Raw genomic sequence first — 13,350 nt, 5'->3', positions numbered from 1 at the left:
ATGACCGCCTTGCACGCTCTTGCCGATTCGACCGCCGTGTCGCTGCCGCCGCTCGATCAGCGTGGCCGGCCGCTGCACGACCTGCGCATCTCGGTGATGGATCGCTGCAATTTCCGCTGCCCTTATTGCATGCCCGAGGCGAAGTACGGCGAACACTTCACCTTTTTGCGCAACGATGAGCGCCTCAGTTTCGACGAGATCGAGCGGCTATGCCGGCTGGCCGCGACGCTGGGCGTGAGCAAGCTGCGCCTGACCGGCGGCGAGCCGCTGCTGCGCCCGCATCTGGCCGGGCTGGTGGCCCGGCTGCGGCGGCTCGATGGCATCACCGACCTGGCCATGACCACCAATGGCGTGTTGCTGGCGCGCCATGCGCAGGAGTTGCGCGACGCCGGGCTCGACCGCATCACGGTAAGTCTGGATACGCTCGATCCGGCGCTGTTCCACCGCATGAGCGGCGGGCGCGGCGCGCTGGACGACGTGATGGCCGGCATCGAGGCCGCGCAGGCGGTCGGCTTTCCGCAAGGCGTCAAGCTCAATACCGTGGTGCAGCGTGGCGTGAACGAGCACACCGTAACCGACCTGGTCGAGCGCTTTCGTGGCACCGGCATCGTGGTGCGTTTCATCGAATACATGGATGTCGGCAACCGCAACGACTGGAGCCCCGACGCCGTGGTGTCGTCGCGCGAGCTGGTCGAGCAGATCGATGCGCGCTGGCCGTTGCATGCGGTGCCGCCGCAGTATCCGGGCGAGGTGGCGTCGCGCTACCGGTTCCTCGATGGCGCCGGCGAGATCGGCATGATCTCCTCCGTCAGCCAGCCGTTCTGTGGGGGCTGTTCGCGGGCGCGTCTGTCCTCCGAAGGCGTGCTGTACACCTGCCTGTTTGCCACCGACGGCACGGATTTCCGTACGCCGCTGCGCAGCGGCGTGAGTGACGATGCCCTGGCGGCGCAACTGCGCGAGGTCTGGCTGCGTCGCGGCGACCGTTACAGCGAGGAGCGTGCGGAGCGGCGCAGCAGGCACCCGCACAAGATCGAAATGCACTACATCGGCGGCTAGAGGGTGTCCCCGTCCGTCATCCCCGTGGACGGTTTCTTAATGCTACTCGCGGCCATCCGGCCGATAATCGGCATGACAACATCACCACCCTGGAGTCTTTTGTGACCGCCCCCCAAGCCACGCTCTCGCACGTCGACGATACGCAGCAGCCGCGCATGGTCGATGTGGGCGCCAAGCCCGCGACCCATCGCACGGCGCAGGCGCAGGCGCGGGTGACGTTTCCCGCCGAGGTGGCGCAGGCGCTGCATGCAGCCGGTTACGTCACGCCCAAGGGCGCGGTGCTCACCGTGGCGCATATCGCCGGCGTGATGGGAGCCAAGGCGACGTCGCAACTGATTCCGCTTTGTCATCCGTTGAGCATCGATCGCTGCGACATCGCCATCCGCATGGAGCACAACGACGCGCTGATCGATTGCACGGTGTCGTGTCGCGGCAGCACAGGCGTGGAGATGGAAGCGCTTACCGGCGCCAGCATCGCCGCGTTGACCATTTACGACATGTGCAAGGCGCTTTCGCACGACATTGTCATCGGCGAGATACGTCTGGTGAAGAAGACCGGTGGCAAGCACGACATCGGCGCTGCCGCACGGGAGTCGGCATGAGCGTTGCTCCGCTTTACGGCTTGTTGTTGAGCGGCGGCGCCAGTCAGCGCATGCGCCAGGACAAGGCCGCGCTGGCCTATCGCGGCGAGCCGCAACTGCTGCGCGCCTGGCGCCTGCTGGGGGCGGTGACCGGGCAGGCCTTCGTCTCGGTGCGCGACGGCCAGCGCGACGATCCGCTGCGCGGTGCCCTGCCGCAGATCGTGGACAGCTACGATGCGATCGGCCCCGCGGCCGGCATCCTTTCCGCGCAGGATCGATATCCGGAGGTGGCGTGGCTGGTGCTTGCCTGCGATCTCCCGCTGCTCGATGCCGCTACCTTGCAGCAGTTGATCGCCGCCCGTGACGCAAGCGCCGACGCCACCGCGTTCACCAGCCGTCACGATGGCTTGCCGGAACCGTTGTGCGCGATCTGGGAGCCTTCGAGCCACGCACTATTGAAGCAGCGCTACGAGGCCGGCAGCTATTGCCCGCGCAAGGCGCTGATCCAGTCGCGTACCGTGCTGCTGCCAGCGCCTGGCGCCGCGCTGGACAACGTCAACACGCCAGAGGAACGTGAAGCGATGCAACAGCGCCTGGAGTCCCTGGCATGACGGTGGTGAACCTTCAGTATTACGCCCAATTGCGCGAGCAGGCCGGTGTCGGCAGCGAACAGGTGAGCACGGCGGCGACATCCTTGCGCGAGCTGTACGACGAACTGCGCGTGCGCCGTGGTTTCTCGCTGGCTGCCGATGCCCTCAAGGTGGCCGTCAACGCCCAGTTCAGTGCCTGGGATCGCCCGTTGCGCGACGGCGATACCATCGTCTTCATTCCGCCGGTGGCGGGTGGATGATGCGCTTCAGTCTCTCCAGCGATGCCGTCGATACGGCCGGTTTGCACGCGGCGCTACAGCATCCCGGCAGTGGCGGTTTCTGCGCCTTCGAGGGCTGGGTGCGCAACAGCAACGATGGCCGCGAAGTCGATGGGCTCGAATACGAGGCCTATGCCGAGCTGGCCCTGGCCGAGGGCGAGCGCATCCTCGATGAGGCCATCGCGCGCTACGGCGTCACCGATGCGCGCTGCGTGCATCGCAGCGGGCACCTGAAGGTGGGCGAGCTGGCGGTGTGGGTGGGGGTGTCCGCGGCCCATCGCGACGAGGCGTTCCGCGCCTGTCGCTACATCATCGACGAGATCAAGCACCGGCTGCCGATCTGGAAGAAAGAGCATTACCTCACCGGCGAATCGAACTGGGTGGCCTGTACCCATGTGTATCGCGAGCACGAACACGAGCACCATCATCACCACCAGCACGCCGTCCCCTTCACGCCGGACTATTCGCGACAGCTGCGCCTGCGCGAAGTAGGCGAGGCGGGGCAGGTCAGGCTGGCTGCGGCACGCGTACTGGTGATTGGCGCCGGTGGGCTGGGGTGTCCGGTATTGAGCTATCTGGCGGGTGCCGGCGTAGGCACGCTGGGCATCGTGGATGGCGACCGTCTCGATGCCAGCAACCTGCATCGACAGACACTGTACGACGCCCGCGACATCGGCGAGCGCAAGGTGGATCTGGCCGCGCGCCGCATCGCCGCGCTCAACCCGGCCGTCACGGTGCGGACGTGGACCGAGCCTCTGCACGCGAGCAATGCGGTGGAAGTATTCGGCCAGTTCGACCTGGTGGTCGAATGCACCGACGACATGCGCAGCCGCTATCTGAGCAGCGATGCGGCCGTGCTCAGCGGCACGCCGCTGATCCTTGCCAGCGTGTACCAGTACGAGGGTCAGTTGCAGGTGGTGGCGGCACAACCCGATGCGCCATGCCTGCGCTGCCTGTGGCCGCAGGAGCCGGCGCCGGAGGCGGTGAGCAGCTGTGTCCAGTCCGGCGTGCTCGGTCCGGTGCCAGGCGTGCTTGGCACCATGCAGGCCATGGAGGCGCTGAAGCTGTTGCTCGGCCTGCCGCATCCGGCGGGCCATGCGCTGCTGCTGGTCAATCTGTTGGATTTCACGATCCAGCATCTGCCGATCGATCCGGCCGAAGGCTGCGCGCTGCACGGCGGTTGCGTCGCGGTGGCGCGCGACGCGCTGGCCCGGTCGCTGGGCGATGACGATATCGAGCTTTCGTTCGAGCGTCTGGAGGACGCCATCGCGGCAGGTTTCCGCCTGATCGACCTGCGTGAGCCGGACGAGGTCGCGGCCGAACCGCTGCACGAGCTGCCAGCGCAACACATACCCTCGGCCCAGGTGGTCGCGCGCGCCGGCGAATTGCCCGGTGGCCGCATCCTGCTGATATGCGCCAGCGGGCGGCGCAGCGGCCATGCCGCACGCTTGCTGCGCGCGCAAGGGTTGCATCAGGTCCACTCGCTGGCGGGTGGGCTGCGCGCATCGCTGCGCGAACGGGAAAGCGGCTAGCCGCCACTAGCGGGGCGGATACCTCATTTGCTCGCGCACCTGCAGTAGATCGGCCGGCGTATCGACGTCGGTGAGGTCGCCGAAGGCGAAGGTTTCCACGCGGGTGGCTTCGCGTTCCAGCAGCGCCTGCGCGCCACGCGTGCCGGACCACGCGATCAGCGTGTCGAAGCAGTCGCTGGGAAACAGCGCGGGCGGCCCCATGGAAGCGCCATGACCGGTCGCGAGGATGCGCTCCGGCGCATCGTGGTGTCGCTGCAGCAGGCGGCCGAGCATGGCGGCGCCGACGGTGGGCTGGTCGGCCAGGCAGATCAGTACGCCCGTAGCCGACGGCAGCACGTCAAGCAGGGCGCGGATGCCGGCGGCCAGCGAGCTGCCCATGCCTTGCTGCCAGTGGTGATGATGCACGAGGTGCAGCGGCAGATCCTCCAGTACGGCCCGCACCGGCGCTGCATGCGCGCCAACCACCACCACCACGGTCGCGCCTGTCGCCAGCGCCGTGCGGGCGGCACGCCGGACCATCGGTTCGCCTTCGATGGAGGCCAGTTGCTTGATGTCGCCGTAGCGTTGACCTTCGCCTGCCGCGAGCAGCACGATGCCGGCGGATGACGCGTTCATCCGTGCAGGCTGCCGCTGCTGGTATGCAGCGGCCCGCCGCCACGACGGTGCAGCACGGCGAGAATCTCGGCGACCACCGCCAGCGCGATTTCCGTGGGCGTTTCCGAACCGATGTCGAGCCCGGCCGGCGCACGCAGGCGCAGCTCGCCGAAGCCGGCTTCCTCGCGCATGCGCAGGGCGCGTTCGCGCGAGGCGAGCGCGCCGATATAGGCCACCGGCGAATCGCGCAGCGCGGCGAGATAGGCGATGTCCTGTTCCACATTGTGTGTCATCACGATCACCGAGCTGTGCGCATCCAACGCCAGTGCGTCCCGGATGGTGGCAGGCCCGGCGCAAACGGTGGGCAGGTCCGGCGGGAGGTCCGCCGGCCGGAGGCGCTGCGGGTCCTGGTCGACCAGGGTGATGCGCCAGCCGAGCAGGTTGACCACCGGCAGCAGGGCGCGTGCGGCCGTGTTGCTGCCGATCACCACCAGTGCATGGATAGGCTCGACCGGTTCGATCAGCACATCGGCCAGGCCGCCGCGCGAAGGCAGGAGCTGCATGGTGGCGGGAGTGAAGTCGCCCGTGCCGATGGCGGCCGCGATCGCGTCGGCAAGCATGGGATCGCCGAGGCCATCGTAAAGCGTGGCCTGTCCGCAGCGCACCATGTGTGTGGGTGATACGACGGCACCATCGATGGCGAATACGGTCGCCAGCCATGCGTTGCGGCGCTGGTCCAGGCATTGGGCCAGCGCGTCGGCAAACGCCGTGGACTGCGGCGTGCTCAGCGGTTCGATCAGCACGTCCAGCTCGCCGCCGCAGCCCATTTCCATCAATACGTCCAGGCTCGATTCGGCGTTGTAGCCCACCAGTACGGGTTGGCCGGTATCGATGGCCTCCAGCGAGCGCAGCACGATGTCGCGCTGGGGGCAGCCGCCGGACAGCTCGCACACCACCTGGCCGTCGTCGTACACCAGCATGCGCGTGCCGGCGCGACGGAAGGTGGAGCCATGTGTACGCACGATGGTGGCCAGCGCGGCCGCGCGTTGTTCTTTGCCGTGCAGCTGGCGCAGCGCCTCGATCAGGATGTGCCATTCGGAAGCTGAATTCATCGATATCTCGGAAGCGGGCCTCGCACGACCTGGAAAACTAGGCTGGCTTCTTCAGCGCTTCAAGCACCGCCTCCGGTCGAATCGGAATATGCCGCACGCGTGCGCCGACGGCCGCGAAGACCGCATTGCCTATGGCCGGCGCCACTACCGTGGTGGCCGGTTCGCCCAGACCCACCGAGGCTTCGGTGCTGGGCATGAACTCCACCTGCAGCTCGGGAACGTCGGCCATGCGCAGCGGCGTATAGCTGTCCAGGTTGGTGTCGCGCACCTGGCCCTTTTGGAACTCGGTACCCTCGTGCAGCGCCATGCTCACGCCCCACAACGCCGCGCCTTCCATTTGTGCCAGGGCGCCATCGGGATGCACGATGGTGCCGGCGTCCACCACCAGCACCAGCTTTTCCACCTGGACAAGACCCTTGCCGCGATCCACCCGGACCCGCGCCACGCAGGCGACCCAGGTGGGCATGTCGCGTTCCTGGCCAAAGGTGGTGGCGATGCCCAGTCCGGTATCGGCGGGCAGGGTGCCGCCCCAGCCGCCCAGTTCGGCGGCGCGCTTGAGCACGGCCGCCTGGCGATGCGCGCCGCCCACTGCATTGGGCGAACTGCCCGCATTGGCGCCGCTGCCGTCGAGCAGGCTGAGGCGAAATTGCAACGGATCGACGCCGAGCTTGTGCGCGGCTTCGTCCATGAAACTCTCCAGCGCCCAGTTGGTCCAGCCGGGGCCGACCGAACGCAGCCAGCCGGGGCGAAACGCGCGGTTGGCCAGGTCGTTGGGGATCGCGCGCACGCGATGCGCGCCCACGTTGTACCAGTGGTCCGCGCCGGAAATGGCGAAGGGATCATAAGGCTGGCCGTTCTTGCCCTTGGGCATCAACGCCGCCGCCATCACCAGCGTGGGCCAGCCGGCGGTAGCGTCGTGCTGCATGGCAATGACCTTGCCATTGCCATCGAAGGCCATGCTTACGCGCTGCACGGACGGTGAACGGAACGAGTCGAAGCGCACGTCGTCGGCGCGGGTGAACATCAGCTTCACCGGCTTGCCCAGCGCCTTGGCGGCCAGCGCCGCCGGCACCGTGTAGTCGCCATTGAGGCGGCGCCCGAAGCCGCCGCCGAGCAGGTAGGTGCGCATCACCACCTTGTCTTCGCTCACGCCCAGCGCCTTGACCAGCGTGGGCAGGATCAGCGACTGCCACTGGTTGCCGGTGTGGATTTCCCACACGCCGTCTTTCTCGAACGCCAGCGCGTTGAGCGGCTCCAGCTGGAAATGCAGCACGCTGGCGGTGGTGTAGCTCTGTTGCAGCATGGACGCGGGCTTGGCGAAGGCCTCATCCACGCCTGCATCATCGACCACCAGCGAGCCGGCCTTGGGGTCCTTGATCAGCTTCAGCCCGTGGTCGAGCACGTCCTGTTCGGAGACGCTGGCGGTGTCGTCGTTTTGCCAGGTCACCTTGACCCGTTCAGCGGCGCGGAAGGCGGCGACGGTGGAGTCCGCCAGCACCACGACCCAGCCCGGCACGGTGTTGGAAGGATCGTCCAGCACGATGCTGCGCAGGTAGCCCTTGACCGCTTTCGCCGCCGAGTCGTCCACCGACACCACCCTGGAGCCGTTGCGGGTGGGCGGAATCTTTGGACGGCCAAACAGCATGCCTTCCACCTGGGCATCGATGCCGTAGATGGCCTTGCCGTCGGTCTTGTCGGGAATGTCGATGGCCTGCGTGTCCACGCCGACCAGGCGACGCTCCGCCGGGGGCTTGATCGGCAGCTTGGCCAGCTCGTCGGCCGAATAGCTGCGCGTGAGGTTGCCGCGCTGCACGATTTGCGCGTAGGTGATCGAGCGAGCGCCCGCACTGACCACGCTGTTGCGCGCGATGCATGCGGAGGCCGGCACGCCCAGCAGGCGGGCGCCTTCCTCGATCAAGGCGATGCGTCCTGCGGCGCCGGCCTGGCTGAGCACGGGGAAGCTCTGCCACACCGACCAGCTGCCGCCGGTGACCATGGTGCCCCACTTGGGATCGGTATCGACGTGCCGGATGCGCACCGCCGACCAGTCCGCCTCCAGCTCGTCCGCCAGGATGCGGGCCAGCGACGTACCCACGTGCTGGCCCATCTCGGCGCGGATGATGTTGACGGTGATGCTGCCGTCGACGTCGATATGCACCCATAGGTTGGGTTCATAGCGTTGCCCTGCGATCACCGATGACGGCGAGGTGGAAGGCAGCAACACCGAGGCGCGTGCAAAGGCCATCATGAAGCCGGAGCTGGCCGCACCGATGATGAAGGCGCGCCGCGAAGGCGATGCCGGGGCCAGATCCTGGTCGCGAAGCTTGCTGAACTTATTCATGGACGGTCGCGCCTTGTAGGTCCGCAGCGGCCAACTTGATCGCCTTGCGTATGCGCACATACGCCATGCAGCGGCACAGGCTGCCGCCCATCACCGCATTGATGTCGGCATCGCTGGGATTGGGAAAGTCCTTGAGCAGCGAGGCCGCCTGCATGATCTGGCCGGATTGGCAGTAACCGCACTGCGGCGCCTGTGCGGCGATCCAGGCCTTCTGCAGCGGATGCCGGCCATTCGGGTCCAGCCCCTCGATGGTGGTGATCGACTGGCCGGCAATGGCGCCCACCGGCGTGATGCACGAACGGATCGCCCGGCCGTTCAAGTGGACCGTGCAGGCGCCACACATGCCGATGCCGCAGCCGAACTTGGTGCCGGTGAGCTTGAGCGTGTCGCGAATCACCCACAGCAGCGGCGTGTCGTCATCGAGGTCGACCGTGACCGGACGTCCATTCAGTTGAAACTGGCTCATGGATCGTGACTCCGCGGATGGCGTTGACGAAAACCGGATCACTTCGACGTGTCGGGCGGGGATGGCTTGCGCAGTTCGGCCACCTTTTTCTCCAGGTCGGGCCACGGTGCCTGGTCGGTGCGGTTCTGCCGCAGCCAGTTGGCCAGCTCGGCCACCTGGGCATCGCTGAAGGAGTGCGCGAAGCCGGGCATCATCAGGCCGGGTAGGCCTTCGTCCGCATTGATGCCGTGCAGGATCACCTGGATCAACGTGGAAGGGTCCGTGCCGGTCAGTGCGCTGTTGAGGCCCAGCTCCGGGCGCACCAATAACGGCGTCGGTCCACGGTTGTAGTGGCACGAGGCACAGGCCGCGGCATAGATGGCGGCGCCTGGGGCCGTCTGTGGCAGGCTGCTTTGCGTGGCCGCCGTCATCACCTTGGCGAGTGCCGCGTCCGGGGCGGCGCCCTGGTCGCCGTGGCCCATGCGATCGGCCATGTAGACGGCGATGGCATGCACGTCCGCATCCGGCAGCTTGGACAGTCCTTGATGGATCACCTGCGACATCGATCCCGCGGCCACGCCATGCAGGGCAGTGCCACCGTTATGTAGATAGCTATATAGCTCGTCCACGTTCCAGGCGATCGGGGCCGGGTTGCTGGCGTTGAGCGGCGGCGCATACCAGCTGTCCACCACGGCGCCGCCGTAGCGGCTGCTGCCGGTGTCCTCCGCGCCCAGGGCGTTGCGCGGACTGTGGCAGGCGGAACAATGCGCGATGCCCTCGGCCAGGTAAGCGCCGCGGTCCCATTCGGGGCTCTTGCCGCTGATCGGTCCATACGCGTTGTCGCGGAAGAACAGCAGTTTCCAGCCCGCCTGCAGGGCACGCAGGTTGAGCGGGAAGGGGATGTCCGGCTGGCGCGCGGGCGCGTTCACCGGCGCACGCGTCATGAAGAACGCATACAGCGCCTTGATGTCGTCGTCGGTCACCTGGTTGAAGTGCTGATACGGAAAGGCCGGGAACAGGTGCGAGCCGTCGCGTGACACGCCATCGTGCATGGCGCGCCGGAATGCTTCTTCCGACCAGTTGCCGATGCCGGTGGCCGGATCGGGCGTGATGTTGGTGGAATAGATCGTGCCGAACGGCGTCACCATGGCATAGCCGCCGGCGTACGGCTGGCCGCCCTTGGCGGTATGGCACGTGGCGCAGTAGCCGGCGCCCGCCAATATCTCGCCCCGGGCCACCAGGTCCGGCGCGAACGCGCTGGCGACCGGCGGCGTCACGGGCGGAATGGCGCGGCGGTAGGCGAGGGCAAACAACCCCGCCACGGCCAGCACGATCAGCGTTAGCACGACCAGCACGATACGCTTGAACATGGTTCTTGAGCCCGCTCGACGTGGATACGTACGCGTGGGCCGCCGGGCCTTGCATGCCCCTGTCGCCTGCGGTTGGCGGCGGCTGCCGCAGGCAAGGCCTGGACTCTACGCCATTCAACGGCCAATTTCATGGGCGGTTGCCGGCGAAGCATGTCATGCCGGGAATAAGCAAGCCGTGATTGACCCGTGCAACGGCCGTGGGCTGCTACAGGCCCACCATTTCACGAAGTTCGCGCACATGCGTGCGACTCACCGGCACCCGCGTCAGCTCCGGACGGTCGTACACGATGTACATCAGTTCGCCATCGCGTTCGATCTCGCGCACATGGCGCAGGTTGACGATATGGCTGCGATGGCAGCGGAAGAACATGGCCGGGTCGAGGCGTTCTTCCAGGTCGCTCAGCGAGAGGTTGCTGAGGTAGCGATCGGTGGCGGTGACGATCCAGGTGTAGTGGTCGTTCGATTCCAGTCGCAGGGCGTCGTCCACCTCGATCAGCACCAGCCGGTTGGCGCGATAGACCGGAATCTTGTTCAGCCGGCGTGGCGGCTGGTGGAGGCGCGCATCGGCGAGGCTGCTTTCCTCGTGCGGCGTGGTGGTGAGTTCGGTAAGGTCGTAATAGACCATGCAGGCGCCGATGACGCCGTGGGCGTCGAACATCTTCGATACCTTGAGCAGCAGCACCCGGTCGGGAATATTGATCATCATGGTCATCGGCGGCGGCGAGCGCGCCGGGCAGCGGTCGATGTCCGCCGGGCCGTCGCCACCCAGCAGCAAGGCAATCTTGTCGCGGCTCTTGGCGGGATGCAGCCGCAGCAGGTCGATGCCGACCAGTTCTTCGCGCGATACGCCGAGCGTCTGCTCGCCGGCGGGCGCAAGCAATTGCCAGGCGACGTCGTTGAAGCCGATGACGCGGTTTTGACGGTCCACCCAGACCATGCCGAGATCGAGGCGTTGCAGTCGGTGCTGGAGTGTTTCGTTGTCCATCGCGTCCGCCTGAAGTGACGAGCCACGCGCCGTCCGCCATTGGCGCGCCGATTTCTTCCAATCGCGCTATAGGGACTCCATTGGCGAAGGCGGCATTGAATCCTGGCGGCAATTCCGCGCAGGGTTTCCTGGCATCGCCGTCCACTGGCGCAAAGCGGGATCACCAAGCGATGCCGGCTTCGCATCAGGAGATCTTACTCATGATACGGCAACGTTTCTTGTGCGTCGCATCAATGCTGGCGGTCCTCCTGCCAGCCACCGCAAGAGCCCAGGACGCAGGAACCAACGACTACCCCTGGCTGGTCAAGCTGGGTGTGCACGACGTTGATCCGAAGTCCAACAACGGCAGCCTGGCAGGCGGTGCGATTGCGGCGGACGTCGACAGTTCGGTGCGTCCCACCGTCTCGATCGAATACCTGTTTACGCCCCATATCGGTATCGAGGCGTTGGCGGCGTGGCCGTTCGAGCACGAGATCAAGCTCAACGGGGTGCGTTCCGCCAACACCAAACAGCTGCCTCCCACGTTTTCGTTGCAGTACCACTTCCTGCCGGGCAGCGTGCTGTCGCCGTATATCGGCGTTGGCGTCAATTACACGCGTTTCTTCCATATTCACGAGACCGGCCTGTTGAGCGGCGACCACCTCGACCTAGGCAGTTCCTGGGGCGTGGCCGCGCATGCCGGATTGGACTACCGCCTCAACGACCGCTGGCTGGTGGGCGTCGATGTGCGCTGGATCGACCTCGATACCCGGGTCAAGGTCAATGGCGCCCGCCTCGGCATGGTGACGATCAGCCCCTGGGTCTATGGCGCCTACGTCGGCTTTCGGTTCTGACGCCAGCATCTCGGCTACGCCATCGCCTGCGATGTGGCGAGTTGGGTCGCGCGCGGTGCTCGCGAGGCATCCATGGCCGTCGGCGCATGGTTCGCGTGCATTCGCGAAGCAGGCATTGCGGTCGTTGGGACGCTGTCGCCCCCTATCTGCAAGCCCGTGGCGTCACGGGCGGGCCATGTTGTGCGAGGAGAGGCATCGATGATCCCGCGTCTGTTCGATTACCACGCGCCAACCTCCATCGACGATGCGCTCAAGCTGCTCGGCGAGCTGGGCGAGGATGCCAAGCTGCTTGCCGGCGGTCACAGCTTGCTGCCGATGATGAAGCTGCGCTTTGCCGAACCGGGCCACCTGATCGATCTTGGCCATATCGCCAACCTCAAGGGCATACGCCTTGAAGGCAACGAACTGCGCATCGGCGCCATGACCACCGAGAATGAATTGATCTGGTCGCCGCTGCTGCAGGAACGCTGCCCGCTGCTGGTCGAGGCGGCGCGCCAGATCTCCGACCCGCAGGTGCGCTACATGGGCACCATTGGCGGCGATATCTCTCACGGTGATCCCGGCAACGACCACCCGGCGCTGATGCTGTGCCTGGGGGCGTCGTTCGTGTTGCGCAGCCCCGCCGCCGAGCGCGTGGTGCATGCCGACGATAATTTCTTTCTCGGCACCTACGCTACCGCGCTGCAGCCGGATGAGATCCTCACCGAGATCCGCATCCCGCTGCCTGCGGCGGGCAGCGGCTGGTGTTACGCCAAGCTCAAGCGCAAGACCGGCGATTTCGCCACGGCGGCGGCCGCCGTGCTGCTGCGCATGAAGGGCGACACCGTCGAGGATGTATCGATCGCCCTGACCAATGTCGCCGACACGGCGTTGAAAGCGCGCGATGCCGAGGCCTTCCTGCGCGGGAAACCACTGGACGAGCCGGCCATCGCCGAAGCGGCCCGCCTGGCCATGGCCATCTGCCAGCCGGCGGAGGACCTGCGCGGCGACGCGGACTACAAGACCGCCATGGCCGGCGAGATGACCCGACGCGCCTTGCGTACCGCCGCCATGCGCGCCGCGCATTGACCGTCTCGGGAGCCCGGACATGAGCAAGAAGATCATGGTGAGTTTCAAGCTCAACGGCCTCGACACCGATGTGGTGGTCGAGCCGCGCGAGTTGCTGATCCACACGTTGCGCGAGCGTTGCGTGCATACCGGTCCGCATATCGGTTGCGACACCTCGCACTGCGGCGCCTGCACGGTCGACATGAACGGCAAGTCGGTGAAGTCGTGCACGGTGCTCACCGTGCAGGCCGAGGGTGCCGAGCTGCTCACCATCGAAGGCATGGCACAAGGCGGCGAACTGCATGCGCTGCAGGAAGCTTTCATGCAGGAGCATGCGCTGCAATGCGGCTTCTGCACGCCGGGCATGATCACGCGCGCCTACCGGCTGCTGAAGGAAAACCCCAACCCCACCGACGAGGAAGTGCGCTACTGGATGGCGGGCAACCTGTGCCGCTGCACGGGGTACCAGAACATCGTCAAGGCCGTGCAGTACGCGGCGCGCAAGCTGCGCGGCGAGGCGGTGGAAACCTCGCACCCGCTGCTAGGCGCGGAGCAATCCACCGAGCCGGTGACGGCCTGAGCCACG

Annotated in this window: 14 protein-coding genes; 8 read left to right on the top strand and 6 right to left on the bottom strand. The window is 66.6% G+C overall.

The window, feature by feature from the left end; all coding sequences use genetic code 11:
* From moaA to MJ606_RS07490, 5 genes are all read left to right on the top strand, one after another.
* Positions 1-1,056 (top strand): GTP 3',8-cyclase MoaA, encoded by a 1,056-nt coding sequence (moaA, locus tag MJ606_RS07510; RefSeq protein WP_243048866.1) that lies wholly within the window; start codon positions 1-3, stop codon positions 1,054-1,056.
* 101 nt (positions 1,057-1,157) lie between these two features.
* Positions 1,158-1,658, top strand: coding sequence for a cyclic pyranopterin monophosphate synthase MoaC (moaC, locus tag MJ606_RS07505; RefSeq protein ID WP_343214802.1), 501 nt, complete (start codon positions 1,158-1,160; stop codon positions 1,656-1,658).
* Entirely contained in the window at positions 1,655-2,248 is a 594-nt protein-coding gene (locus MJ606_RS07500) for an NTP transferase domain-containing protein (protein WP_243048865.1), read from the top strand. Before moaC ends, MJ606_RS07500 begins: the two co-directional genes overlap by 4 nt.
* Positions 2,245-2,487 (top strand): MoaD/ThiS family protein, encoded by a 243-nt coding sequence (locus tag MJ606_RS07495; RefSeq protein WP_243048864.1) that lies wholly within the window; start codon positions 2,245-2,247, stop codon positions 2,485-2,487. The genes MJ606_RS07500 and MJ606_RS07495 overlap by 4 nt, the downstream gene beginning before the upstream one ends.
* Positions 2,484-4,037 (top strand): ThiF family adenylyltransferase, encoded by a 1,554-nt coding sequence (locus MJ606_RS07490; RefSeq protein ID WP_243048863.1) that lies wholly within the window; start codon positions 2,484-2,486, stop codon positions 4,035-4,037. The genes MJ606_RS07495 and MJ606_RS07490 overlap by 4 nt, the downstream gene beginning before the upstream one ends.
* Before the next feature lie 6 nt (positions 4,038-4,043).
* On the opposite strand, the gene MJ606_RS07485 is transcribed toward MJ606_RS07490, so the two are convergent.
* The 6 genes from MJ606_RS07485 to MJ606_RS07460 form a co-directional block, all read right to left on the bottom strand.
* Positions 4,044-4,652 (bottom strand): nucleotidyltransferase family protein, encoded by a 609-nt coding sequence (locus tag MJ606_RS07485; RefSeq protein ID WP_243048862.1) that lies wholly within the window; start codon positions 4,650-4,652, stop codon positions 4,044-4,046.
* Positions 4,649-5,743: an XdhC/CoxI family protein gene (locus MJ606_RS07480; protein ID WP_243048861.1), complete on the bottom strand. Its 1,095-nt coding sequence runs from the start codon at positions 5,741-5,743 to the stop codon at positions 4,649-4,651. The genes MJ606_RS07485 and MJ606_RS07480 overlap by 4 nt, the downstream gene beginning before the upstream one ends.
* A gap of 37 nt (positions 5,744-5,780) precedes the next feature.
* Positions 5,781-8,084: a molybdopterin cofactor-binding domain-containing protein gene (locus tag MJ606_RS07475; RefSeq protein WP_243048860.1), complete on the bottom strand. Its 2,304-nt coding sequence runs from the start codon at positions 8,082-8,084 to the stop codon at positions 5,781-5,783.
* Positions 8,077-8,550: a (2Fe-2S)-binding protein gene (locus MJ606_RS07470; RefSeq protein WP_243048859.1), complete on the bottom strand. Its 474-nt coding sequence runs from the start codon at positions 8,548-8,550 to the stop codon at positions 8,077-8,079. Before MJ606_RS07470 ends, MJ606_RS07475 begins: the two co-directional genes overlap by 8 nt.
* Before the next feature lie 38 nt (positions 8,551-8,588).
* Complete coding sequence (locus MJ606_RS07465; protein WP_243048858.1) at positions 8,589-9,899, bottom strand: cytochrome c; 1,311 nt, start codon at positions 9,897-9,899, stop codon at positions 8,589-8,591.
* 205 nt (positions 9,900-10,104) lie between these two features.
* Complete coding sequence (locus MJ606_RS07460; RefSeq protein WP_243048857.1) at positions 10,105-10,884, bottom strand: LytTR family DNA-binding domain-containing protein; 780 nt, start codon at positions 10,882-10,884, stop codon at positions 10,105-10,107.
* A 233-nt stretch (positions 10,885-11,117) separates the two neighbouring features.
* On the opposite strand from MJ606_RS07460, the gene MJ606_RS07455 reads away from it, so the two are divergent.
* The 3 genes from MJ606_RS07455 (at position 11,118) to MJ606_RS07445 (ending at position 13,344) form a co-directional block, all read left to right on the top strand.
* Positions 11,118-11,717 carry an OmpW family outer membrane protein gene (locus tag MJ606_RS07455; protein ID WP_243048856.1) on the top strand — a complete coding sequence of 200 codons (600 nt, stop codon included), beginning with the start codon at positions 11,118-11,120 and terminating at the stop codon, positions 11,715-11,717.
* A gap of 198 nt (positions 11,718-11,915) precedes the next feature.
* Positions 11,916-12,785, top strand: a complete 870-nt coding sequence (locus MJ606_RS07450) for a xanthine dehydrogenase family protein subunit M (RefSeq protein WP_243048855.1) — start codon at positions 11,916-11,918, stop codon at positions 12,783-12,785.
* A 19-nt stretch (positions 12,786-12,804) separates the two neighbouring features.
* A complete protein-coding gene (locus MJ606_RS07445; protein ID WP_243048854.1) occupies positions 12,805-13,344 on the top strand; it encodes a (2Fe-2S)-binding protein in 540 nt (179 codons plus the stop codon).
* Positions 13,345-13,350 lie beyond the last annotated feature (6 nt).

Origin of the sequence: Dyella sp. RRB7, assembly GCF_022761115.1 — a bacterium.
Taxonomy (GTDB): domain Bacteria; phylum Pseudomonadota; class Gammaproteobacteria; order Xanthomonadales; family Rhodanobacteraceae; genus Dyella.
This window is presented reverse-complemented; position numbering and strand designations above follow the sequence as displayed.

Bases quoted from the DNA above. Each gene is read 5' to 3' on its own strand.
- moaA (WP_243048866.1), top strand. From the start codon at position 1: ATGACCGCCTTGCACGCTCTTGCCGATTCGACCGCCGTGTCGCTGCCG.
- MJ606_RS07500 (WP_243048865.1), top strand. From the start codon at position 1,655: ATGAGCGTTGCTCCGCTTTACGGCTTGTTGTTGAGCGGCGGCGCCAGT.
- MJ606_RS07495 (WP_243048864.1), top strand. From the start codon at position 2,245: ATGACGGTGGTGAACCTTCAGTATTACGCCCAATTGCGCGAGCAGGCC.
- MJ606_RS07490 (WP_243048863.1), top strand. From the start codon at position 2,484: ATGATGCGCTTCAGTCTCTCCAGCGATGCCGTCGATACGGCCGGTTTG.
- MJ606_RS07485 (WP_243048862.1), bottom strand. From the start codon at position 4,652: ATGAACGCGTCATCCGCCGGCATCGTGCTGCTCGCGGCAGGCGAAGGT.
- MJ606_RS07480 (WP_243048861.1), bottom strand. From the start codon at position 5,743: ATGAATTCAGCTTCCGAATGGCACATCCTGATCGAGGCGCTGCGCCAG.
- MJ606_RS07475 (WP_243048860.1), bottom strand. From the start codon at position 8,084: ATGAATAAGTTCAGCAAGCTTCGCGACCAGGATCTGGCCCCGGCATCG.
- MJ606_RS07470 (WP_243048859.1), bottom strand. From the start codon at position 8,550: ATGAGCCAGTTTCAACTGAATGGACGTCCGGTCACGGTCGACCTCGAT.
- MJ606_RS07465 (WP_243048858.1), bottom strand. From the start codon at position 9,899: ATGTTCAAGCGTATCGTGCTGGTCGTGCTAACGCTGATCGTGCTGGCC.
- MJ606_RS07460 (WP_243048857.1), bottom strand. From the start codon at position 10,884: ATGGACAACGAAACACTCCAGCACCGACTGCAACGCCTCGATCTCGGC.
- MJ606_RS07455 (WP_243048856.1), top strand. From the start codon at position 11,118: ATGCTGGCGGTCCTCCTGCCAGCCACCGCAAGAGCCCAGGACGCAGGA.
- MJ606_RS07450 (WP_243048855.1), top strand. From the start codon at position 11,916: ATGATCCCGCGTCTGTTCGATTACCACGCGCCAACCTCCATCGACGAT.
- MJ606_RS07445 (WP_243048854.1), top strand. From the start codon at position 12,805: ATGAGCAAGAAGATCATGGTGAGTTTCAAGCTCAACGGCCTCGACACC.